Annotated in this window: 21 protein-coding genes; 10 read left to right on the plus strand and 11 right to left on the minus strand. The window is 60.8% G+C overall.

Translation table 11 applies throughout. The annotated features are described in order from the left end of the window. Window positions 1-37: 37 nt before the first annotated feature. From ABH944_RS36595 to ABH944_RS36610, 4 genes are all read right to left on the minus strand, one after another. Window positions 38-592, minus strand: coding sequence for a cytochrome b (locus tag ABH944_RS36595; protein ID WP_404612769.1), 555 nt, complete (start codon window positions 590-592; stop codon window positions 38-40). Window positions 593-712: 120 nt separating this feature from the next. Then, window positions 713-2,038: an ATP-binding protein gene (locus tag ABH944_RS36600; RefSeq protein ID WP_404612767.1), complete on the minus strand. Its 1,326-nt coding sequence runs from the start codon at window positions 2,036-2,038 to the stop codon at window positions 713-715. Then, entirely contained in the window at window positions 2,002-2,676 is a 675-nt protein-coding gene (locus tag ABH944_RS36605; protein WP_404612764.1) for a response regulator transcription factor, read from the minus strand. The genes ABH944_RS36600 and ABH944_RS36605 overlap by 37 nt, the downstream gene beginning before the upstream one ends. Window positions 2,677-2,757: 81 nt before the next feature. Continuing rightward, a complete protein-coding gene (locus tag ABH944_RS36610; protein ID WP_404612762.1) occupies window positions 2,758-2,931 on the minus strand; it encodes a hypothetical protein in 174 nt (57 codons plus the stop codon). Between the two features lie 159 nt (window positions 2,932-3,090). Between ABH944_RS36610 and hpnJ the strand changes: the two genes are divergently transcribed. The 3 genes from hpnJ to ABH944_RS36625 all read left to right on the plus strand — a co-directional run bounded on the left by hpnJ (window position 3,091) and on the right by ABH944_RS36625 (window position 6,871). Beyond that, complete coding sequence (gene hpnJ, locus ABH944_RS36615; RefSeq protein WP_404612760.1) at window positions 3,091-4,512, plus strand: hopanoid biosynthesis associated radical SAM protein HpnJ; 1,422 nt, start codon at window positions 3,091-3,093, stop codon at window positions 4,510-4,512. Between the two features lie 146 nt (window positions 4,513-4,658). Next, window positions 4,659-5,813 (plus strand): bacteriohopanetetrol glucosamine biosynthesis glycosyltransferase HpnI, encoded by a 1,155-nt coding sequence (gene hpnI / locus ABH944_RS36620; protein WP_404612881.1) that lies wholly within the window; start codon window positions 4,659-4,661, stop codon window positions 5,811-5,813. Between the two features lie 32 nt (window positions 5,814-5,845). Beyond that, on the plus strand, window positions 5,846-6,871 hold the full coding sequence (locus tag ABH944_RS36625) for a lysylphosphatidylglycerol synthase domain-containing protein (protein ID WP_404612758.1): 1,026 nt from the start codon (window positions 5,846-5,848) through the stop codon (window positions 6,869-6,871). A 49-nt stretch (window positions 6,872-6,920) separates the two neighbouring features. On the opposite strand, the gene ABH944_RS36630 is transcribed toward ABH944_RS36625, so the two are convergent. From ABH944_RS36630 to ABH944_RS36655, 6 genes are all read right to left on the minus strand, one after another. Beyond that, complete coding sequence (locus ABH944_RS36630) at window positions 6,921-7,541, minus strand: hypothetical protein (protein ID WP_404612756.1); 621 nt, start codon at window positions 7,539-7,541, stop codon at window positions 6,921-6,923. A 65-nt stretch (window positions 7,542-7,606) separates the two neighbouring features. Next, complete coding sequence (locus ABH944_RS36635) at window positions 7,607-8,734, minus strand: VIT1/CCC1 transporter family protein (RefSeq protein ID WP_404612754.1); 1,128 nt, start codon at window positions 8,732-8,734, stop codon at window positions 7,607-7,609. 353 nt (window positions 8,735-9,087) lie between these two features. Next, window positions 9,088-9,759: a DUF1028 domain-containing protein gene (locus ABH944_RS36640; protein ID WP_404612752.1), complete on the minus strand. Its 672-nt coding sequence runs from the start codon at window positions 9,757-9,759 to the stop codon at window positions 9,088-9,090. A 13-nt stretch (window positions 9,760-9,772) separates the two neighbouring features. Next, on the minus strand, window positions 9,773-10,186 hold the full coding sequence (locus ABH944_RS36645; RefSeq protein ID WP_404612750.1) for a RidA family protein: 414 nt from the start codon (window positions 10,184-10,186) through the stop codon (window positions 9,773-9,775). Window positions 10,187-10,193: 7 nt separating this feature from the next. Continuing rightward, entirely contained in the window at window positions 10,194-11,678 is a 1,485-nt protein-coding gene (locus ABH944_RS36650; protein ID WP_404612748.1) for a 4-hydroxyphenylacetate 3-hydroxylase family protein, read from the minus strand. 52 nt (window positions 11,679-11,730) lie between these two features. Next, on the minus strand, window positions 11,731-12,288 hold the full coding sequence (locus ABH944_RS36655) for a flavin reductase family protein (protein ID WP_404612746.1): 558 nt from the start codon (window positions 12,286-12,288) through the stop codon (window positions 11,731-11,733). Window positions 12,289-12,445: 157 nt separating this feature from the next. On the opposite strand from ABH944_RS36655, the gene ABH944_RS36660 reads away from it, so the two are divergent. The 7 genes from ABH944_RS36660 to ABH944_RS36690 all read left to right on the plus strand — a co-directional run bounded on the left by ABH944_RS36660 (window position 12,446) and on the right by ABH944_RS36690 (window position 19,986). Beyond that, on the plus strand, window positions 12,446-13,369 hold the full coding sequence (locus ABH944_RS36660) for a LysR family transcriptional regulator (RefSeq protein WP_404612744.1): 924 nt from the start codon (window positions 12,446-12,448) through the stop codon (window positions 13,367-13,369). Window positions 13,370-13,524: 155 nt separating this feature from the next. Beyond that, entirely contained in the window at window positions 13,525-14,703 is a 1,179-nt protein-coding gene (locus ABH944_RS36665; RefSeq protein WP_404612742.1) for an SRPBCC family protein, read from the plus strand. 27 nt (window positions 14,704-14,730) lie between these two features. Further along, on the plus strand, window positions 14,731-15,888 hold the full coding sequence (locus ABH944_RS36670; protein WP_404612740.1) for an ABC transporter ATP-binding protein: 1,158 nt from the start codon (window positions 14,731-14,733) through the stop codon (window positions 15,886-15,888). A 28-nt stretch (window positions 15,889-15,916) separates the two neighbouring features. Then, complete coding sequence (locus tag ABH944_RS36675; protein ID WP_404612879.1) at window positions 15,917-16,954, plus strand: ABC transporter substrate-binding protein; 1,038 nt, start codon at window positions 15,917-15,919, stop codon at window positions 16,952-16,954. A gap of 14 nt (window positions 16,955-16,968) precedes the next feature. Continuing rightward, window positions 16,969-18,237, plus strand: coding sequence for an ABC transporter permease (locus ABH944_RS36680; RefSeq protein ID WP_404612877.1), 1,269 nt, complete (start codon window positions 16,969-16,971; stop codon window positions 18,235-18,237). A 12-nt stretch (window positions 18,238-18,249) separates the two neighbouring features. After that, window positions 18,250-19,077 (plus strand): ABC transporter permease, encoded by an 828-nt coding sequence (locus ABH944_RS36685; protein ID WP_062091342.1) that lies wholly within the window; start codon window positions 18,250-18,252, stop codon window positions 19,075-19,077. A gap of 117 nt (window positions 19,078-19,194) precedes the next feature. Beyond that, a complete protein-coding gene (locus ABH944_RS36690; RefSeq protein WP_404612738.1) occupies window positions 19,195-19,986 on the plus strand; it encodes a phytanoyl-CoA dioxygenase family protein in 792 nt (263 codons plus the stop codon). Window positions 19,987-20,126: 140 nt separating this feature from the next. On the opposite strand, the gene ABH944_RS36695 is transcribed toward ABH944_RS36690, so the two are convergent. Continuing rightward, a complete protein-coding gene (locus ABH944_RS36695) occupies window positions 20,127-20,783 on the minus strand; it encodes a DNA alkylation repair protein (RefSeq protein ID WP_404659650.1) in 657 nt (218 codons plus the stop codon). Window position 20,784 lies beyond the last annotated feature (1 nt).

Genomic DNA, 20,784 nt, shown 5'->3' on the forward strand with positions numbered 1-20,784 from the left:
GTCAGCACAGCGATGAAAACAGGAACGTCAGCCGCTCTCAGCGTATCTTGCGCACGCCGGGCAGCATCCTGCCGAGGGTGTCGTCACGAATGACGAACTGGTGGAACAACGCAGCAGCCACGTGCAGTCCAATGAGCACCAGCAGGACCCACGCGGTGAGTTTGTGGACGTCGCCAAGCGTATGCCCGAATGCCGAGCCCGTGGCGGCGAGTGCGGGCAGCGGCACGACATGGAACAGCGATACAGCCCAACCTCTTGCCGAAGCGTTCGCCCATCCCATCAATGGCAGCGCGATCAGTAACACGTAAAGCAACGCGTGGGTGACCCTCGCGGCCAGTCGCATGGACGCCGGCAGGATGCTCGATTCCGCGGGCGGCTTGTGACTGAAACGCCATGCGAGCCGCACCAGTACCAGCAATACGATCGTCGCGCCCAAAGACAGATGCAGCCCGATCAAACCAACAGGCTGCGTGTCCCGATGGACATCGGGCATCAGCCAGCCGATCGCGTACTGCGCGGCCAGCAGCAGTACCGTAAGCCAGTGGAAGAGCTTGGCGGGCGCGCCGAAGGCAGGAGTTTGGCTTGTTTGCATCGATAGAACGCCGGGAGAAAGTTGACGGGCAGGTGGCCGTTCACGTGATTGACTTGCATCGTGACGTGCAAGACGTTAATAGAACAAACGCCTTAGCGCAGACTTAGGCGGCGTCGAGCGCTAAAGCAAATGATAATAAGTCGCATGAAAACCATCGCTCGCGTTCTGCAATTCCAGACGGCCGCCGTTACGGCGAGCGATCTCAGAAACGATGGACAGCCCAAGCCCGCTTCCGCTGGACACGGTTCCCGGCACGCGATAAAACCGCTCGGTCACGCGGACAAGCTGGTCATCGGGCACACCCCGTCCCGAGTCCTTGACGCTGCAAACGAGGTAGCCTTCGCGGCTCACCACGGCAACGTCGACCTTGCCGCCTGCGGGCACATACCTCACTGCATTGTCCACCAGGTTACGCAGTGCAATGGTGACAGCCGATGCGTCGATATCGACCTGGGTGTCGTCCACCTGCTTGAGTCCAAGATCCACGTTTTTCGCATTGGCTATGTTGACTGCATCCTGGATCGCGTCCGTGGCGAGCTTGTGAAGCGACACATGCGAACGTACAGGCGCGGCCATATGCTGTGAACGAGCCAGCGCCAGGAGTTGTTCGACCAGTCTCGCGGTGCGATGCACGGCGGCCTGCAAGGCCGTCAGCCTCCCGCGCGCGTCCTCCGGACCGGTAGCCGCAGTGAGGCTTTCAGCCTGCAACGTCAGGGCAGCCAGGGGTGAGCGCAGCTCGTGCGCGGCGTCGGCGATAAACCGCCGCTGCTGCGCCATGGCGTCCTTGAGCCTGCCGATCAGGCGATTGATCGAGCGGATGAACGGCAGCAACTCCTTCGGGATTCCCACCTCCGACAACGCGCCGAGCGTGACCTCGTCCTGTTCATCCACGATTGCGGCAAGGCGCCGTACAGGCGCCAGCGCAGCGCGAGTAATCAGCGCGATGACAATCAGCAGAAGCGGTGTCAATGCAAGCATGGGCAACAGGGTTCGCAACGAGCCGTCATGAGCGATCTCGTCCCGGATAGTCGCGCGCTCCGCTACCAGGAGACGGTCGCCGCCTTGCAGGGTCTGCACGTTGACGCGCCAGCGCCTGCCCTCGAAGTCGACGTTCTGGAACCCGTCCGCAAGCGTTTCGATTCGCGGCAGCGGCACGTCAACGGGGGTACCGGACGCCCCCGGACTAACGCGTGAAATGATCATCGACATACCGTTGCCATGCGCATCGGGCCACGTCACGGTGGGGGCCGCGAGCATCAGCTTGCCGCTGTTGATCAACACGCCGATATCATGCAGATGGCTGTCCTGCAGCCGGCTCGCCTCGCGGTACCCACCGGCGAATGACAACGCCCCGCCCATCAGTGCGAACACCACAATGATGCCGATGATCGACCAGGTGAGCTGTCTTGTCAGCGAGCGTGGCCTTCGTCCCTGTCGACCATCCATCCCACACCTCTTATATTGCGGATCGCGCTATGCCCGATCTTCTTTCGAATTGTATGGATCAGGTATTCGACGGCGTTGCTGTCGACCTGTTCGTTCCAGCCGTAGACCCGGTCCTCCAGCTCGCTCCTCGACAGGATGATGCCGGGGCGCGAGAGCAGCGCCCTCAGCACCGCGAACTCGCGGCCCGACAAACGGCACTCGACATTGTTATACACCGCGACCAGCGTGCGGGGATCAAGCGACAGCTTGCCGCTCGAAAGCGTGGCGTCCGGATGGTGGCCGAGCTTGCGTGTTGCCGCACGAAGCCGCGCCAGCATTTCGTTCAGGTTGAATGGCTTGACCAGGTAATCGTCCGCTCCGCTATCCAGCCCTTCTATGCGGTCATCCACACCGTCGCGCGCGGTCATGATGAGCACAGGCGTATCCGCGTCGCGCTTGCGAAGGTCGCGCAGGATGCTCAGGCCATCTCCCTGAGGAAGGTTCAGGTCGAGCAGTACCGCGTCATGCTCATGGCCAAGCAACGCGCCCATTGCCGAGGGCGCGTCCATGACCCAGTCCGCGACGTAAGCCGCGTCGCGCAGCGCACGAGCAATCGCGGTACCGATCAAGTCGTCGTCCTCTACCACCAGGATGCGCATTCGAATGTCTTCCGTTGAGCAAGATTGGAAACAACCTTACAAACGGTTAAGGTTGCCTAACTATCGGCTAAGTATGCCGGTCTATTTTACTTCGATGGTCATCAGGCCGACACTTTTTACGTAACCGTTATCAACATTTTCCTTGTCTGTCATGCCCTCGACATGTTCGCCGAGCGTGGTGGATTCGTGCGCCTTTTGCGAGGAGCGCGACCCGATATAAATCACTAAAGGCCATCGGCTAACTTTCATTTTCATTTGAAAGCCGGTTCCTTCTCTCAAGACACGTGTTCAGTATGCGGCTCGCAGAATCTCCGCTTCATTCGACATGATCAAGCCTTTCATCACACGGCCGTAACGTTCGTTCCGTCCAATCGGTCCCTGTATTTACCCACATCGCGCCTTCCCGGAGTGCCCATGAAAACACTGTTCCTGCAGGCCCCCTCCTATGACGGTTTTGACGGCGGAGCAGGCTCGCGATATCAGGCCAAGCGCGAAGTCCGGTCGTTCTGGTACCCGACATGGCTCGCGCAGCCGGCCGCCCTGATTGAAGGAAGCCGTTTGCTCGACGCCCCCGCCGATGGCCTCTCGGTGGAAGCGTCACTCGACATCGCACAGCAATACGAGCTTGTCGTGATTCACACGAGCACACCCTCGTTTCCGACCGACACGCTGTTTGCCGAACAGTTGAAGCAACGCAATCCCGCGGTGCTCGTGGGCATGGTGGGTGCAAAAGTCGCCGTCGACCCGCACGATTCGCTCGTGGCTAGCGAGGCAATCGATTTCGTATGCCGCGAGGAATTCGACTTCACCTGCCGGGACATTGCGCAGGGCCTGCCGCTTGCCTCGATTCCAGGCTTGAGCTACCGCCAGCCGGATGGCGGGATCATGCACAACGAGGCCCGGCCGATTCTCGAGAACATGGACGAGCTGCCGTTTGTCGCGCCCATTTACAAGCGCGACCTGAAGATCGAAAACTATTTCATTGGTTACTTGAAACATCCGTATGTATCGATCTACACCGGACGCGGCTGCAGGTCGAAGTGCACCTTCTGTCTCTGGCCGCAGACGGTCGGGGGGCATCGGTACCGCACGCGTTCAGTCGAAAACGTGCTCGAAGAAGTGAAATGGATCAGGGACAACATGCCCGAAGTGAAGGAGATCATGTTTGACGACGATACCTTCACCGACTTCAAGCCGCGCGTGGAAGAGATTGCACGCGGACTCGGCAAGCTTGGCGTCACGTGGTCCTGCAATGCGAAAGCGAACGTGCCTTACGCCACGCTCAAGATCATGAAGGAGAACGGCCTGCGTTTGTTGCTCGTCGGCTATGAGTCTGGCGACGACCAGATCCTGCTCAACATCAAGAAAGGCCTGCGCACCGATATCGCGCGGCGCTTTAGTGAAGATTGCCGCAAGCTCGACATCAAGATCCACGGCACGTTCATCCTTGGCCTCCCTGGCGAAACCCGCGAAACGATCCAGAAGACCATTGAATACGCGAAGGACATCAATCCGCACACCATCCAGGTGTCGCTTGCCGCGCCCTACCCGGGCACCACGCTTTACAAGCAAGCGGTCGACAACGGCTGGCTGCAGGAAAACAAGGTGATCAACCTCGTCAGTTCAAAGGGCGTCCAGCTTTCGGCGATCGGGTATCCGCATCTGTCGCGCGAGGAGATTTATCACGGCCTCGAAGAGTTCTATAAGCGCTTCTATTTCAGGCCGTCGAAGATCTGGGAAATCGTCCGCGAGATGCTGATGAGCTGGGAGATGATGAAGCGGCGCCTGCGTGAAGGCGTGGAGTTCTTCAAGTTTCTCCGGGCTCACGAGGCATGACCCCGGACGTGCCCGACACGCCCGGTCAGTTCCCCGACGTGTCACCCGCGAAACACAGACGGCTTCGAAGGCTCTATGTGCGATCCGCGTGGCTGGCAGGCGCCGGCCTGCTGGTCGCCTTCGCTATCTACGCAGGCAACCCGCCCATGGCGCACGCAACCTTGCACTGGGCAGCGTATGTGTGCGGCGCAAGCGCGGTCTTCGGGATCGTGTACATGCTGGCTGCCGCGGAGTTGACGAGGCGCTTTCTCGCGCGCACTTGCGCGGAGCCCAGTTCGTTTCCGGGTGTGACGATCATCAAGCCCCTGCATGGGAACGAGCAGGCGCTGCTCGAAAACCTGTCGGGATTCTGCAAGCAGGATTATCCCGGGCCCGTGCAGTACCTGTTCGGTGTCCACGACAAGACAGACCCCGCGCTCGATGTAGTGGAGCGTTTGCGGCAGTTGCATCCTCAGGCTGAAATTGCGATCGTGGTGGATTCCCGGCTGTATGGCCCGAACCGCAAGATGAGCAATATCCTCAATATGCTGCCCAACGCGCAGCATGACATCCTGGTGTTCGCCGATAGCGACGTGGGGGTCGGCCCCGACTACCTGCGCGGTATTGTCGGCGAGTTGCAAAAGCCGGGAGTCGGGCTGGTCACGTGTCTTTATCGCGGGCTGCCGGATGCCGGTTTCTGGCCTCGACTGTCCGCCAAGGCGAGCAACTACCAGTTTCTTCCCAGCGTGGTGGTCGGCATGGCGCTTCGGCTTGCGCGCCCCTGTTTCGGGCAAACCATTGCCTTGCGCCGGGCAACGCTTGAAAAGATTGGCGGCTTCTCGCAGTTCACTCATCATCTTGCCGAGGACCATGCAATTGGTGAAGCGGTGCGGCAACTGGGAGAAAAAGTCGTTGTTCCGCCCATCATCGTGACGCATGCTTGCGTTGAAACCAGCGCAGCGCAACTGATCTCCCATGAACTGCGCTGGAGTCGTACTATCCGGACAATCGATCCGGCCGGCCACCTGGGCTCGGCGCTCACGCATCCGCTTGTGTTCGCGTTGTTCGCGATTGCATTGTCCGGCGCCGCCGTGTGGACCTGGCCGCTCACGCTGGCGGCACTGTTCACGCGGCTTGCGCTGAAACTGCAACTGGACCACGCGCTTGGCCAGGCGTCGGGTGATTTATGGCTATTGCCAATCTGGGATCTCGTCTGCTTCGCCATTTTCGTCAGCAGCTTTTTCTCGACGCGCGTACTCTGGCGAGGTTTCCAGTTCAAAGTCGGCCGCGACGGCCTGCTTTATCCGCTTGGGGAGAAGTGATCGTTGCAGCGTAATTTATTGACTTGAATCGCATGACTAAATATATCGGCCGTGTTGTCGCGGCACTTGGACTGATCGTGGCACTGGCGCTGGTGTGGCGCGAAGATCCACGCTCGGTGTTCGCGCTGTTGCGCACCGCGGGTCCCGGCCTTGTCCTCGCCGCCGCCGTCCATGTGCTGCCAATGCTGGCCAATGCCCGGGACTGGCAAACGCTCATTATCGGACCCGGCCGGCCGGGTCTGATGGCCATGCTGCGGCTGGTGTGGATTCGCGAGTCCGTCAACAGCCTGCTTCCGGTTGCACGGGTTGGCGGCGAGATCGTCTCGTTCCGCCTCCTGACCCGCGCCGGTTTGCGGGCATCCACTGCTGCAGCGAGCCTCGTCGTCGACATGCAGCTCACGCTGATCAGCCAGCTCGTGTTCACGCTGGTCGGCATAGCCTTCCTGATGGGCCACGCCACACCCGGCGAACGCCAGCTTGCAGTAGATGTGCTCTGGGGATTGGCGCTGCTCGCACCGCTCCTGGCAGGCTTTGCACTGATCCAGCACGTGAACCTGTTCGAAAGAATGACCCGCTTGTTCAATCGGATGACCAGCGGCCAGATTGCGGCACTAGCCGGCCCGTCGCTACGCATCGACCAGTCGATCAAGCGGATCTGGAGAAGACGCGGGGTTGTCCTGCGTTATCTGTTTATCTGGCAGCCGTTGCAGTGCCTCGCCACGTCTCTCGAGATCTGGCTGGCACTCCACTTTCTAGGTTCGCCGATCAGTTTTGCCGAAGCTGTCGTGCTTGAATCGCTGATTCAGGCACTCAGCAGCGCCGCGTTTTTTGTACCCGGTGCGCTGGGCATTCAGGAAGGGGGATTTGTGCTGATCGGAGGCGCGTTGGGTCTCGATCCGTCCGTGAGTCTCGCACTGGCCGGTGCAAGACGGTTGCGCGACCTGCTCGTCTTCGTTCCCGGATTGTTCGCATGGCAGCTTGCGGTGGCGCGCAAGCCGGGATCGTCGGGCGCCGATAGTTCAGGACCCGGCGTTGAACACCAATACGCAGACCGTTAGGCGTTTTCGGCCCCGCGCCGCGCGGTGAACGCGCGGTGAACACCAGCGTTCAAACCTTGCGCGCAACCTGCCAGAAGTCGATTTTTTCCTGCAGCCGCCGGCACTCGGTTTCGAGGCAATCGATGTCGTGCGCCACCTTGCCGTACGACGCACGCAGACTGCCGATCACCCTTTCCGGTACTGCCTGACAGTCCCGGAAATCGGACGCCGCGCTGTGGAGAAGCGAGAAGAACGTGCGCAGGTCGCGCCAAGTGTCCACAACCGCATCGTTCGCGTGCCGTGTCGATGAAACCGGCTGGATCTGGTCGACAAGCCGGCATGCGTATTCGATCTGGGAGCGGTTGTAGGTCTGCTGGAAGTAACTGTTGTCGCACGCACCGCGGCAGAGCGCGGCGTTCGCCTGATCGGCGAGTCCGCGGCTGATGTTGACTACGGTGACCGTCTCACGCAAGCGCTCGAGCCTGAGCATGTGCATTGCACGTCTCGCGCGGATTGCCTGCAGAGCCGGTAATGCAAGACCCACCCCAACGCCGACGACATTCCCCAGTGTGCTGTAGAGAGAATCGACCGTGCCCGTCGACGTTCCGTACGCGTAAAAACCCGCTACAAGCGCAAAGACCGTCATGCCGGCAGCCGGCATCAGGGGCATCTTCGTCGCTTTAATGCTCATCACATTGCTCCGTGAAAACCCCGTGGTACAAACACCCGCTTACCGCCTTCGAACCCATGCAACCCTCAGGATATTGACACGCCCAGCAAGCGCCCCACGCAGAACGTGAAGCTCGCTGCGATACACCCGATAACGATTTGCCGCATAGCCGAAAACGCCGCACTACGCCCGTTGAAAAGCGACGTGAACACGCCGATCGCAGCGAGCGCCAGCGCGCTTAGCGCCACGCACTGGGCGATTGCCGCCAGCCCGCTGCTCCACAAGAAAGGCATCGCCGGAAAAATAGCGCCCATCGAAAACAGACAAAACGACACGCCGGCAGCCGACCACGGATTCCCGCCCAACTCCCCAGGATCAAGGCCGAGTTCTTCCCGCGTGAGCGTGTCGAGCGCCTTGTCCTTGTCTCGCATGATCTGCGCGGCAACCCGCCGGGCTTCATCGCCATCCAGACCCTTTGCCTGATAGATGAGCGCGAGTTCATGCCGCTCAGCGTCAGGCGTGTGTTCAAGCTCGTCCGCTTCCTTCGCGATCTGGGTGCGGGCGAGTTCCCGTGCGTTGGTCACTGAAAGCCACTCACCCAGCGCCATGGAACATGCGCCCGCGATCAGACCGGCAAAGGCCGTCAGCAGGATCGTCTTGTTGTTGGTCCCCGCGCCTGCCACCCCCATGATCAGACAAAAATTCGATACCAGTCCGTCGTTCGCCCCAAGGACCGCTGCCCGAAGATCATTGCCGGACGCAACGCCCTTGTGCCACGATTCCGCTGCGGCAATCTCGGCGCCCTTCGACTGCGCGGGGCGCTTGTGATTGGCCACGCGTTGCACCATGTCCGCGTGCCGATGCTCTTCTTCGGCCATCTGCGCAGCATCCGGCTGCCCCGCGTATTTGTCCCTGTCCGCGTATTCTGCGGCAGCGACGGTGCGCAATACGAAATCCGGTCCGAAGAGTCGCACGAGCGCCCGCATGACCCGGGTCTTGGTGCTGTACTGATGCGCCCGGACCTTGACGCCGTTCGCCCGAAGTTTCTCCCGCCACACTTGCGCATGCGTGAACTCGGACGCAGCGAGTTCCGCATAGATGGCCTTCTTCGAACCATCCTTCTCGACGCTTGCCAGCGTTTCGTAAAGCGCCGCGCTGTCGAGTTCATCGGCGAGGTTCGACCTGAACCTTTTTAGCTCTGCCCTGGATGCCAAAGGATTGCTCTCCTCGCTGGATTACGGAAAATTTCTCAGTAAATCCTAACGGATCAAGCGTACCAACTGGTTAAAGACCCTTAACAGGCGAGTAACTGCGAATAGCAATGGTTTGTACGACGATCGACCGGTTCGACTTAAGGCTATGCCGCCATGCTTAGACAAGAATTAGCCGTGCCTTTCAGTGTGCAGACAATGCGCGCTGAAAGAGGGAGATGATGGACTTTGAGAAAAGGCGATCTCGCCGGGACATCGCTTAACGTGGATGTCACACGAAATCGCCAGGGAGCGAGGGTGGTGTCAATGCCGGCTAGTGCCTGGCCGCGATCAACCGGCAAGGCAGACGTGATGAGCTAGAGGTCTCCGGGTACGCCATACGAAGGCGCCTGCTCGGGACGCTTTGCACGCGTCGCATAGTCGTTCATTTGCGGTTCGTAGCGCTGCCAGAGCGCACGCAAGTCGGCGATGGGTTCATCGGACCAGTCCACCCGCAATTCCGCGAGCGGCCAGACGTCCCGTCCGTAAACGCAAAACCCCGCTGAATGCACCGGTCCCGCCTCACCGCCCGCCGCCGCGCCCGCTTCCAGCGCAAGGATCAAGCGCTCGGCTAGCGAACTCGCATGAGACGCTTCGAAGGCAGCCGCCATGGCGGCGGGGATACCATCGTGGGCAAGCAGATTGCCCGCCGCGATGCAGTCGCGCCCCGCCTTCGTTGCGATAACCCCAAGTCCTTTCGCGCCGGTCACCGCTTCTCGTGAACCATCGGCGTCCAGTACCGCAAGCTGTCGCCACTCGGCGTAGGGCCGCGCGTCCTGCAACTGCCGCAAGGTGCTCTGCGCGCCGAATCCCTGCGCCAGCAATTGCAGCCCAAGCACGCCAAGGCGCGGGTCAGTCACGTTCTGGCTCAGCACCACGCCATGCGGACTGGCCCACAAGCAACGGCTGGGGACTGCAATGCTCGAACTGCACACGATACCGCCGACCATGCCTGTACGCTCGCATCGGCCAGCCAGTGAAAAGGTCATGAGAAGGCTCCGTTCAACTGTTCGGAATGACGGCGATCACATCGATCTCAACCAGCCATTCGGGCCGCGCGAGTGCTGAAATCACGAGCCCGGTGGAGACGGGGTACACGCCCTTCAACCACTTGCCCACCACCGTATAGACTGCCTCGCGATAACGGACATCGACGAGATAGACCGTGATCTTGCAGATATCCTCGAGCTTGCTGCCGGCTTCGTCCAGCAGCATTGCGATGTTTGCCATGGCCTTTTCGGTCTGGGCGGCGACGTTGCCTACGCCCACCGATTCGCGCGTATCCAGATCCTGGCCAATCTGGCCGCGCAAGTAAATCGTGCCGTTCGCGACCACCGCCTGGCATAAGTCATTGTCAAGTTTCTGCTCGGGGTAGGTCTCGCGAGTATTGAATTTGCGGATGCGGGTATGGCTCATGGACACCTCACACAACGCGCTTGAGCCGCGGCTCTGCGCTGGATTGAACAACACGGTCCGACAGGTTCGCAGCCTTCTTCACATAACCAAGCGTACTGTCGAAGTCAAAGTTGCGGAACACGGCGCCCAGATGCGCGAACGGCGGCGATTGGGCAAACAGCTGGAACGTCAGCCGATGCCCGGCGTAGTCGGAATTCAGCAAGTCGCGGGCAAAGGCGAGCAACTTGCGCCGGTCGTCGGAGACCCAGTTTTCATTGACGGTGTAGTACTTGTCGAGCCAGTCGCTGATCTCCGGATTCGCAAATGACGCCGCATCCGGCGTGACGCAGATCTGGCCGCCGCACAACTCGCGGGCAAGATGCATCATCTCGTGAAGCCGCGAACACGCCTGCACTCGACCGGTATAAAGCAGCGACTGGTTGGGCATCATCAACCCGGCGGGACTACGCTCGCCGCACGCTATGGACGCCGTCAGATGGGCGTTGATCGTCTCCCTGTAGACCGCGAGGGTCGACAATTTTTCTTGCACGGCTTGTTGCTTTTCAAGCCCCGTCTGACGCGCATTGAACAGCGCGGCCCCAATCATCAGGTCGGCCAGCCGCAGGTTGCGCTGAACGAACGCGAACGCGCTATAGCGATGCAGCGTGGCGCGAATAAACGTAGCCGCCTTCGTGTGCTGATAGAACAACACGTCTTCCCAAGGGATCAGGACGTTGTCGAAGATCAGCAGCGTATCGATCTCATCGCAGCGGTTGGAGAGCGGGTAGTCCTCCGGATTCGCGCGGCCCGCGAAGCCCGTGCGGCAGATGAACTTGAGCCCCGGCGCGGACATGTTGACGATGAACCCGACCGCATAGTCGGAGAGTTTCGCGTCGCCCCAGTTGGCGATAGTCGGCTTGACGAACGCCTGGTTCGCATACGCGGCGGCCGTTTCATATTTGGCGCCGCGCACCACAATGCCGGCATCGGTTTCCTTCACCACATGCAGCAGCATGTCCGGGTCCTGCTCCTGGGGCGGCTTCGAACGATCACCTTTCGGGTCCGTGTTGGCGGACACATGGAACGGGTCCTCGTGCAACGTGCGATGGATGTGGCGCTCGATGTTCTCCGCAAAACGCGGGTCCACTTCATTGAGCACATCCTTGCCGTCGTACAGCGACCACATCTCGCCGATGGTTTCATCACCCACCCGCGTGGCAATACCGCCAATGTCATCCAGCACGATATCCACCGCCAGCCGCTTGTCGTGCCAATCCTGCTGCGTGTACGGCAGCTTCAGGCCGATAGCGTTGCGCTCGCCCGTGGTTTCATCGACATAGCTCATCACGCCCTGCGTCGCTTTCTCGTGCGCCATGTCGTAGATACGCGCACGGATGTCGACGATAGGCTTGAACATGGGGTGCGTGGTCACGTCGTTCACGCGTTCGCCGTTGATCCAGACTTGCCGTCCGTCACGAATGGAATCGCGATACTGCTCGCCGGTTCTGATCATTTACTGTGCCTCGGTCCGTTGGGAATGTCGTCCGTCTATAAAACGGGATCGTCTAGAACGCCAGGAACTGGCCGTAATCGCGCTTGCAATACAGCAAGGGCATGTGCGTCACCGGCGCGCGCTTGATGGCCGCCACTTCGCCGAAAAACACCGTGTGCGTGCCAATAACCTGCTGCGCCACCACCCGGCATTCAAGCGCCGCCACCGCACCGTCGATAAGCGGTACGCCCAGCGTGCCGGCCGTGTGCGTGCAGCAGGAAAAGTCGAAAGGCTTGGCCGTTGCCGAGCGTCCGGCGAACGTATCCGCTATACCGCGCTGCGCCACGTTCAGCAGGTTCACCGCGAACACACCGTTGGCAGCTACTGCCGCATTCGCCGGGCTGCGGGTATTGATGCAGACCAGCAACGTGGGCGGGTCCGCACACACTGAACTGCAGGCGCTGACCGTGACGCCGAAGCGCTGGTCGCCGGCGCCGGTCGTCACCACGTGAACCGAGGTGGAGTTCGACGCCATGGAATCCAGGAACGCGGTGCGCAAGGTATCTTCTTCGGTGACCGCCTCGCGTTTACCTTCCGCCGCACATTCCAATAAATCGCTGTCTCGTTGCATGTCGTCCCCCTCGCGTTTGCACTAGCCTTTCGCAAAATCTACGCTCGGGCGACGCATCCGAAAAACATATTTCAAAAATGCAAATCATCGCTTTTGCCTATGCAAGCCGATTTATGTCCACGCACAATAAGCGCTGGAAGAGCCAACGGGGTGGACCATGGAACCTGCGCAATTACGCTACTCGCTGCGACAATTGAGGTACTTCGTTGTCACTGCGGAAGTCCTGTCGTTCACGGCAGCAGCCAAGCTGCTGCATATCTCGCAGCCGTCCATTTCCACGGCGCTGGCGGACCTGGAGGTGTCGTTCGGGGTGCAGCTTTTTATCCGCCATCACGCGAGCGGGTTATCCCTGACGCAGGCAGGCCGGGACATGCTGGGGCGCGCGCGCGACCTGCTCAAGAACGCGGAGGACCTGCAGACAGCCGCCAAGGAAATGGACGGCGGCATGTCAGGCGCGATCACGCTCGGCTGCCTTGTCTCGCTCGCGCCGCCGCTCATGCCAGCCATGATGAGCCGTTTCCTCGCCAATCATGCGGGCATTGCGTTCCGTACGCTCGAGGCGCATCAGGAGGATTTGCTGCGGGGCCTGCACGACGGTTCGCTGGATATGGCGCTCACTTACAACCTCGACCTGACCGATGACATCGCCTTCACCCCGCTGCTCTCCCTGCCGCCCTATGTGATCCTGCCCAAGACCCACAGGCTTGCCCGCGCGCGCAGCATCGCGCTGGCCGACCTGCGCGACGAGCCTTACGTGATGCTCGACCTGCCGCACAGCCGCGAATACTTCGCCGGACTCTTCGACGCGGTCGGTGCGCGGCCAATCCCCGCATTCAAGTCGTCGCAGCCCGAAGTAGTACGCGGCATGGTGGCGAACGGCCTGGGCTACAGCATCCTCAACTTCCCGCTCAAATCAAACCGCACCGTGGACGGCGAGGATTTCGTGATCAAGCAGTTCAAGGATGAGGTGAACGCGACCACCCTGGGCATCGCGCAGTCCAGCAGCATGAAACCCCGTCAGGTCGTCCAGCATTTCGCCGCGTTCTGCGAGGCGGAAATCAAATGCCAGCACGGCCGTTGAAACAATCCCGCTAGATAGGAAAAAGCTTGGTTCTACATGCAAAAACAATATTTTGGCTGGTAATTTGACTTGATAGATTGATGTCCATGCAGCGAGCAACCAGTAGCCAGGCTTGATAGGGTTGCCACCGTCAATGAATGGGACAGGGAGGCGCGATGGGTTCTTCAACGGCATCCTCGGCGGCAGCGTCGATAACAGCGTCGACAGCATCCGGCGCTGGCCTGCACATCGTCCGTCAGTTGCAGGCCAACTGCGAACGCCCGTTCAGCGACGCACGCTCGATGCCGCCCGCCGTCTACACCTCGCCCGATTTCCTGGCGCTGGAACAGGAGCGCATCTTCCGTCGCGAGTGGCTGTGCGTTGGCCGCGCGAGTGCGCTCGCTGAAGCGGGCAACTATCTCACAGCGGATATAGACGGTCAGCCGATTGTCGTGTTGCGCGACGAGCATCTGGCATTGAAGGCATTTTCCAACGTGTGCCTTCACAGGATGTCGGTGCTGCTCGAAGGGCGCGGCAACACCCGCCGCATCGTATGTCCATACCACGCATGGAACTACACCCTCGACGGCCAGCTCCACGGCGCCCCCATGATGGAACACCAAAGCGGCTTTTGTAAGGAAAACTACCGATTACCCACGGTGCGATGCGAAACCTGGCAAGGCTGGATCTATGTCACGCTCGACCCGGATGCACCGCCGGTGGCGCAACAGCTTGCCGGCCTCACGGATCTGATCGCCGACTACGGCATGACTGATTACAAGGAAACATTCTACGAAGAGCACGTCTGGGATACGAACTGGAAAATCCTCGCCGAAAACTTCATGGAGAGTTACCACCTGCCCATGCTGCATCGGGCAACCGTCGGGCCGCATTCTCGCCTGGACGAGATGGAATGCCCACCCGGCAGCGATGCATTCAATTACCACTGGATCACGAAGGAAGCGTCGCTTCCCATCGGCCAAGCACATCCGGATAACCGGCGTCTTCAAGGGCACTGGCGCAAGACGACCGCGCTGCTCGCGATCTATCCGACTCATCTGGTCACGCTGACGCCGGGTTACTTCTGGTACCTCGTGCTGCAGCCGCTGGGCACGAGCCGCGTCCATATCCGCTTCGGCGGCGGGCTGGCGCCCGAGTTCATCGCGGATCCGTTGGCCACGCAATATATGGCGTCGCTCAAGGAGTTGCTGGATGCGGTCAACGAGGAAGACCGGCGTGGGGTACAGGCGGTGTTCCGCGGCGTGCAGGCACCGCTGGCAAAACCCGGCCATCTCAGTCATCTCGAACGGCCGAACTACGATTTCGCGCATTACCTCGCGCAGCAGCTTGCCTGACAAACTCACTCACCAGAGCACGACACGATGTCAACCCACTCCTTCATCTCCTTCGCGGGTGTGAGCAAGACGTATGACGGCGTTCATTACGTCGTGGAAGGGCTCGATCTCGAGGTGGCGAAAGGCGAGTTCGTCTCGCTGCTCGGACCGTCCGGTTCAGGCAAGACAACCACGCTGATGATGCTCGCCGGGTTTGAATCGGCGACGCAGGGCGAGATCCGCCTGAACGGAAAACGCCTTGACGACAAACCGCCGCATCAACGCGACATCGGCATGGTGTTCCAGAACTATGCACTCTTCCCCCATCTGACGATTGAACAGAACGTTGCGTTTCCGTTGTCGGTAAGAGGCGTCGGCAAAGCGGAACAAAAGGCGCGCGTGAAGCGGGCGCTGGAGATGGTGGAGTTGCCGCAACTGGCTTCCCGGCGGCCGTCGCAGTTGTCAGGCGGACAGCAACAGCGTGTCGCCCTCGCCCGCGCGCTCGTGTTCGAACCAAGCGTGGTGCTGATGGATGAACCTTTGGGCGCACTCGACAAACGCCTGCGCGAAACCATGCAATACGAAATCATGCGGCTGCATCGCGAACTGGGATTGACGGTGGTTTATGTGACGCACGACCAGGCGGAGGCGCTGACCATGTCGGATCGTGTAGCCGTGTTCTCCGACGGACGCATCCAGCAGGCGGCAACCCCCACCGAACTTTATGAAAACGCGCACAACGCGTTCGTGGCGAATTTTGTTGGCGAGAACAACGGCCTGACGGGCCGGGTGCTCGAACAGGACACAAACTGGGCGACGCTGGAACTGCCGGACGGCGCGGTCATTCGCGGCCGCTGCGGGCGGGGTCTCAGGAACGGCGAGGAAGCGATGCTCGCGTTGCGCCCTGAGCGCGCGCATCTGGCGTCGGTTGACGCCGCGCAGAACCACGAGGACATCAATGTGGTGAGCGCGCGCGTGGAAGAACTCGTGTATTGCGGCGATCACCACCGCGTTCACTTGAAACTCGGGGAGCTTGGCCATGGCGACAACCTCATTGTCAAAGTCCCGAATACGCAGCACCACGATCTTCCGTCACTCGGCAGTGCAACCGCCGTGGCATGGCGCCACGACGACTGCAAGATCCTCGCAACGGCCGTTACTGTTACTCGCGGCCCTGCTCCGTCCTTCACCGCAGGAGTCCACTGACATGAAAGCAACACTTGTTCGAACCGGTATGACGGGCATCGCCGGACTCACCCTGGCGGCGGCAAGCCTGTTCGCCGCCACCGCGCATGCAGCCGATACCATCTCGGTCGTGACCTTCGGCGGCGCTTACGAGGCAGCGGCCAAGAAAGCGTTCTTCGAGCCGTTCACGGCTGCGACCGGCATCGGCTTCTCGACTGAATCGTACGATGGCGGCCTCGCCAAGCTGTCCGCCATGGAACAGGCCAAGAACCCGACATGGGACCTGATCGACCTTGAATCCAACGACGCCATCACCGGTTGCGACGAAGGCCTGTTGCGCAAGATCGACCGCAAGTCGCTGGGCAACACCAGCGAATTCATCCCCGGCTCAATCATGGATTGTGCAGTAGCCGCCATGGTGTGGTCGACCGTGTACGCCTACGACACGACCAAGCTCAAGACCCCGCCGACCACCATCAATGACTTCTTCGACCTGAAGAAATATCCCGGAAAACGCGGGTTGCGCAAATCGCCGAAGGTGACGCTCGAATGGGCGTTGCTCGCCGACGGCGTAAAACCCGCCGACGTGTACAAGGTGCTCGGCACACCCGCGGGCGTCGACCGCGCGTTCAAGAAACTCGACACGATCAAGCCGAGCATTGTCTGGTGGGAAGCCGGCGCGCAGCCGCCGCAGTTGCTCTCCGACGGCGCGGTGGTCATGACGCAGGCCTACAACGGCCGCATTGACGACGCGGTGCACAAGGACCACAAGCCGTTCGAATCCGTGTGGGACGGCCAAGTCTATGACTTCGAATGGTGGGGCATTCCGATGGGCGCGAAGAACGGCGACGCCGCGGCGAAGTTCATCGTTTCCGCCTCGAGCGCGAAAAGCTATGCAGACCTGACGAAGTACATTGCTTATGCGCCGCCGCGCAAGGATGCCATTCCGCTGATTGCGAAGGATCGCCTGAACGACCTGCCGACGGCTCCCGCCAACTTCAAGCATGCACTGCAGATCAACGCGAGCTTCTGGGCGGATAACGCCGACCAGATCAACAAGCGCTTCCAGGTCTGGCTGACACAGTAAGGCGACTCGTGACCGTGACAGTGACCAGCAATCTGCGGGAGCCGGCTGATGCATCCACCGGTTCTGGCTCCGGGGCCGACGGCCGTGCGGCGTACGCGAGGACCCGCCGCCGGGCTTCGGCCCAGGCGCTCCTGCTCGCGCTGCCGCTGCTGTTGTTCCTGCTCGCCACCTTCATTGCGCCCATCGCGATCCTGCTGTCACGGAGTGTCGAGAATCGCGAGGTGCCGGTCAACCTGCCGGCGCTCTCGCAAGCGCTCAAGGCATGGAACGGCGAAGGTCTGCCCGACGAGCACACCTTCGCCATCCTCGCAGCGGATATGCGCCGTGCGTCCGCCGAAGGGCAATTGGGAACCGTTGCGCGGCGGCTGAATTTCTACCTGCCGGAGTTTCGCAGCTTGCTGATGCGGACCGCGCGCCAGTTGCCCGAAACGGCGCCACCCGCCTGGAAGCCGGCGCTGATCGAACTCGATCCGCGCTGGGGCACGCATGACATCTGGCGCATCCTGAAGCGTTCTGCCGTGTCGCCTACGCCCGACTATCTGTTGGCCGCCGTCGACGCCACCGTTACGCCTGACGGTCGCGTCACCGCCCTGCCCGCTGACAGTTCGGTGTTCATCAACGCGTTTGCGCGCACCGTATGGATCAGTGCATCGGTCACCTTGCTGTGCCTCGTGCTGGGTTATCCGGTCGCGTATTTGCTCGCCACCCTGCCGGCGGACAAGAGCAATCGCCTGATGCTGCTGGTGATCGTGCCATTCTGGACCTCGCTGCTCGTGCGCACGACCGCGTGGTACGTGCTGTTGCAACCGGGCGGGGTCATCAACAGCCTGCTCATGGGGATGGGTCTCGTCAGCCATCCCTTGCCGCTCCTGTTCAATCGAACCGGCGTGCTGATCGGCATAACGCATATCCTGCTGCCGTACATGATCCTCGCCATCTATTCGGTCATGAAGAGCGTGTCGCCGATATACATGCGCGCCGCGCAATCGCTTGGCGCGCATCCGGTCACGGCGTTCGTCCGCATCTATGTGCCACAGACCCTGCCCGGTGTAGGCGCAGGCTGCTTCCTGGTATTCGTGCTCGCGCTGGGCTACTACATCACGCCCGCATTGCTGGGCGGCGCCGGTGACGAAATGATCAGCCAGTTGATTGCGGCGCAGACTAATGAACAACTCAACTGGGGGCTTGCCGGTGCGTTGTCGGCGTATCTCGTGATCTTCACGGCCGTGTTTTATTTCGTGTTCAACCGGCTCGTCGGTATCGACCGGCTGCGCTTCGGCTAGGGGGAAAGACTCATGCAAAGCCAGCGCCATCTAGTGCTCTCGGAACGCATTGCGTCGAAGTGGTTGCGCGTGCATTCGGCGCTCATCCTGTTCTTCCTGATTGCGCCCATCCTGGCCATCGTGCCGCTGTCGTTCAACACAGGCTCGTACTTTTCTTATCCGATGCAAGGCTTTTCGCTGCATTGGTATGCGAAAGCGCTTGGCAGCAGCGACTGGCAACGTGCGTTCCTTAACAGTATCGGCATTGGCGCCGCGTCCACGGTGCTTGCCACCTGCCTCGGCACGCTCGCGGCACTGGGCCTGAGCCGAGCGAACTTTCCGTTTCGCGCGGTCATCATGCCGCTGCTCATCTCGCCGATGATCATTCCTATCGTGGTCGTTGCCGCCGGGTTCTATCTGGTCTTCGCGCCGCTCGGTCTCGTCAACTCCTACGTGGGCGTGGTGCTCGCACATGCGGCGCTCGGCACGCCGTTCGTGGTGATCACGGTGACCGCGTCCCTGCTCTCGTTTGACCAGAGCCTGATTCGCGCGGCGTCGGGACTTGGGGCGACCCCGTGGATCGCCTTTCGACGGGTAACGCTGCCGTTGATCGCGCCGGCCGTGGCGACGGGCAGCGTGTTTGCGTTCGCTACCTCGTTCGATGAAGTCATCGTGATTCTTTTTATCGGCGGGCCGGATCAGCGGACCGTGCCGCGGCAGATGTGGAGCGGCATTCGCGATTCGATCGATCCATCCATTCTCGCCGTGGCCACCATGCTGATCCTGTTCGCGGTGGCGCTGTTCACCAGTATCAACTGGCTTCGCGGACGCAGCGCGGCAGCGGCGTTGCCGGGAAGCTGAAGGCTTAAAGAGAGCCGGCGGTGGTCCTTGCCGGTACTCTTGCTTCGCCAGTGGCGAATCGCGTTGACATGGACCTGGCACGTCTTGCCGCTTGATCAAACATTAAAGGAGATAAGCATGCTGGCAGAAGAACGGGAAGCGTTTGAGATTGATGGCGCCGCCGTCCTCCGCGGAGTGTTCAAGGACTGGATCGAGCCCTTGCGTGAAGGTGTGGAATACAACGCCACTCATCCGGGACCCTCGTTCAGGAACTACACGCCCGAGAAAACGACCGGGCGCTTTTTCGGCGACTACTGCAACTGGCAGCGCATTGAATCGTTTAAGGATTTCGTCGAGAACAGTCCGGCCGCGTCGGTGGCTCAGGCCTTGATGGGCTCGCAGCGTGCACGCATCTTTCACGAGCATGTGCTGGTGAAGGAAGCGGGTGCAGCCAAGCTCACGCCCTGGCATCACGATGAGCCGTACTACTGTGTCAGCGCCGAGCAAGCCGTCAGCCTGTGGATCCCCCTCGATCCGGTGCCTCGCGAGACATGCGTCGAATTCGTGGCCGGGTCGCACAAGTGGGGGAAGCTTTTCCGGCCGCGCAAGTTCAGCGGCGTGGCGTATGACCACAAGTCGGATCGGCTGGAAGAGTTGCCGGATATCGATGCGAACCGCGATGCTTATCGGATCCTCGGTTGGGATCTGGAACCCGGCGATGCCATTGCGTTTGACTTTCACACGGTGCATGGAGCGCCGGGTAACGTAGGGGGTCAGCAATCGCGCCGAGTGGTTTCGTTCCGCTGGCTCGGTGATGGCGCGCACTACGTCGACCGGGGCGGCGAGACGTCTCCGCCGTATCCTGAACTGGCCGGCCGGCTTGCTTCCGGTGACCCGCTGCCCGAGGCGGAGTTTCCGTTTATTGTTTAGGTTCGGTTGACGGGCTCGATGGTGCTGCCTGGGCTAGGTTCGGCAAAGTGCGGCGCCCGTCTCCGTTCGGACATTTCACTTCAGTGAACGTCGCGCGCTCGTGCAGATGCGCCGGGTTGCAGAATCTCCGTCGCATTCATTCAGCCACCGTTCGCATACGGCAAGTACCCCAGGGCCGGATGGTCTTTGGCTGCGTCGTTCAGCCAATTGGCGACCGAGTCCTGGACGTATTTTTCGCGCTCGCGGTTCAGCGGATCGAGAAGTGGTATCCCGATCTCCGGCTGTGCCCGTAGCACAGCAATATGCTTGGCCCACACGCCGCGAGGCCGCAATACCTCTATTGCGAAACGGCGAATGAACGGTTGTGGCGACGAGGTCCATGAGACGAGCGCCTCGATTGCCTCGCCCAGAGCGGCAGCCAAGTCTTCTCTCACCGCCATCCAGGCCCACTCGCGCACGCCGAAATGTTGATCATCGGCAAAGCTCTCGATCGACGACAGGATGTTTGAGACTCCCGCCCCTCTGCCCAATTCCGCCACCGCAAAAGCGGCTATGCCGCGCACCGTGTCGCTTCGATGATGACTCAGTGCTCTCACAGCCGACTCGTCGGCGTAACGGATCAGATGACTGGCTGCCACGCGCATGCGCTGGGAAATACCGATCTCCCCCAGCTGCGGCAACGCGCGTATTCCAGCCGCATCCAGCAGATTGAGATTGGCCATCAGCCTGTTGAAGTCGACGGCAACAATCTCCGCAAGCGTCCGACTTTCACTGTCCCCATTGTTCAACTCTTCCATT

This window comes from Caballeronia udeis, from assembly GCF_044909315.1.
Classification (GTDB): domain Bacteria; phylum Pseudomonadota; class Gammaproteobacteria; order Burkholderiales; family Burkholderiaceae; genus Caballeronia; species Caballeronia udeis_A.

Bases quoted from the DNA above. Each gene is read 5' to 3' on its own strand.
- ABH944_RS36610 (WP_404612762.1), bottom strand. From the start codon at position 2,931: ATGAAAATGAAAGTTAGCCGATGGCCTTTAGTGATTTATATCGGGTCG.
- ABH944_RS36660 (WP_404612744.1), top strand. From the start codon at position 12,446: ATGGAACCTGCGCAATTACGCTACTCGCTGCGACAATTGAGGTACTTC.
- hpnI (WP_404612881.1), top strand. From the start codon at position 4,659: ATGGCGCACGCAACCTTGCACTGGGCAGCGTATGTGTGCGGCGCAAGC.
- ABH944_RS36655 (WP_404612746.1), bottom strand. From the start codon at position 12,288: ATGCAACGAGACAGCGATTTATTGGAATGTGCGGCGGAAGGTAAACGC.
- ABH944_RS36685 (WP_062091342.1), top strand. From the start codon at position 18,250: ATGCAAAGCCAGCGCCATCTAGTGCTCTCGGAACGCATTGCGTCGAAG.
- ABH944_RS36640 (WP_404612752.1), bottom strand. From the start codon at position 9,759: ATGACCTTTTCACTGGCTGGCCGATGCGAGCGTACAGGCATGGTCGGC.
- ABH944_RS36690 (WP_404612738.1), top strand. From the start codon at position 19,195: ATGCTGGCAGAAGAACGGGAAGCGTTTGAGATTGATGGCGCCGCCGTC.
- ABH944_RS36595 (WP_404612769.1), bottom strand. From the start codon at position 592: ATGCAAACAAGCCAAACTCCTGCCTTCGGCGCGCCCGCCAAGCTCTTC.
- ABH944_RS36625 (WP_404612758.1), top strand. From the start codon at position 5,846: ATGACTAAATATATCGGCCGTGTTGTCGCGGCACTTGGACTGATCGTG.
- ABH944_RS36665 (WP_404612742.1), top strand. From the start codon at position 13,525: ATGGGTTCTTCAACGGCATCCTCGGCGGCAGCGTCGATAACAGCGTCG.
- ABH944_RS36630 (WP_404612756.1), bottom strand. From the start codon at position 7,541: ATGAGCATTAAAGCGACGAAGATGCCCCTGATGCCGGCTGCCGGCATG.
- ABH944_RS36695 (WP_404659650.1), bottom strand. From the start codon at position 20,783: ATGGAAGAGTTGAACAATGGGGACAGTGAAAGTCGGACGCTTGCGGAG.
- ABH944_RS36605 (WP_404612764.1), bottom strand. From the start codon at position 2,676: ATGCGCATCCTGGTGGTAGAGGACGACGACTTGATCGGTACCGCGATT.
- ABH944_RS36645 (WP_404612750.1), bottom strand. From the start codon at position 10,186: ATGAGCCATACCCGCATCCGCAAATTCAATACTCGCGAGACCTACCCC.
- hpnJ (WP_404612760.1), top strand. From the start codon at position 3,091: ATGAAAACACTGTTCCTGCAGGCCCCCTCCTATGACGGTTTTGACGGC.
- ABH944_RS36600 (WP_404612767.1), bottom strand. From the start codon at position 2,038: ATGGATGGTCGACAGGGACGAAGGCCACGCTCGCTGACAAGACAGCTC.
- ABH944_RS36670 (WP_404612740.1), top strand. From the start codon at position 14,731: ATGTCAACCCACTCCTTCATCTCCTTCGCGGGTGTGAGCAAGACGTAT.
- ABH944_RS36650 (WP_404612748.1), bottom strand. From the start codon at position 11,678: ATGATCAGAACCGGCGAGCAGTATCGCGATTCCATTCGTGACGGACGG.
- ABH944_RS36675 (WP_404612879.1), top strand. From the start codon at position 15,917: ATGACGGGCATCGCCGGACTCACCCTGGCGGCGGCAAGCCTGTTCGCC.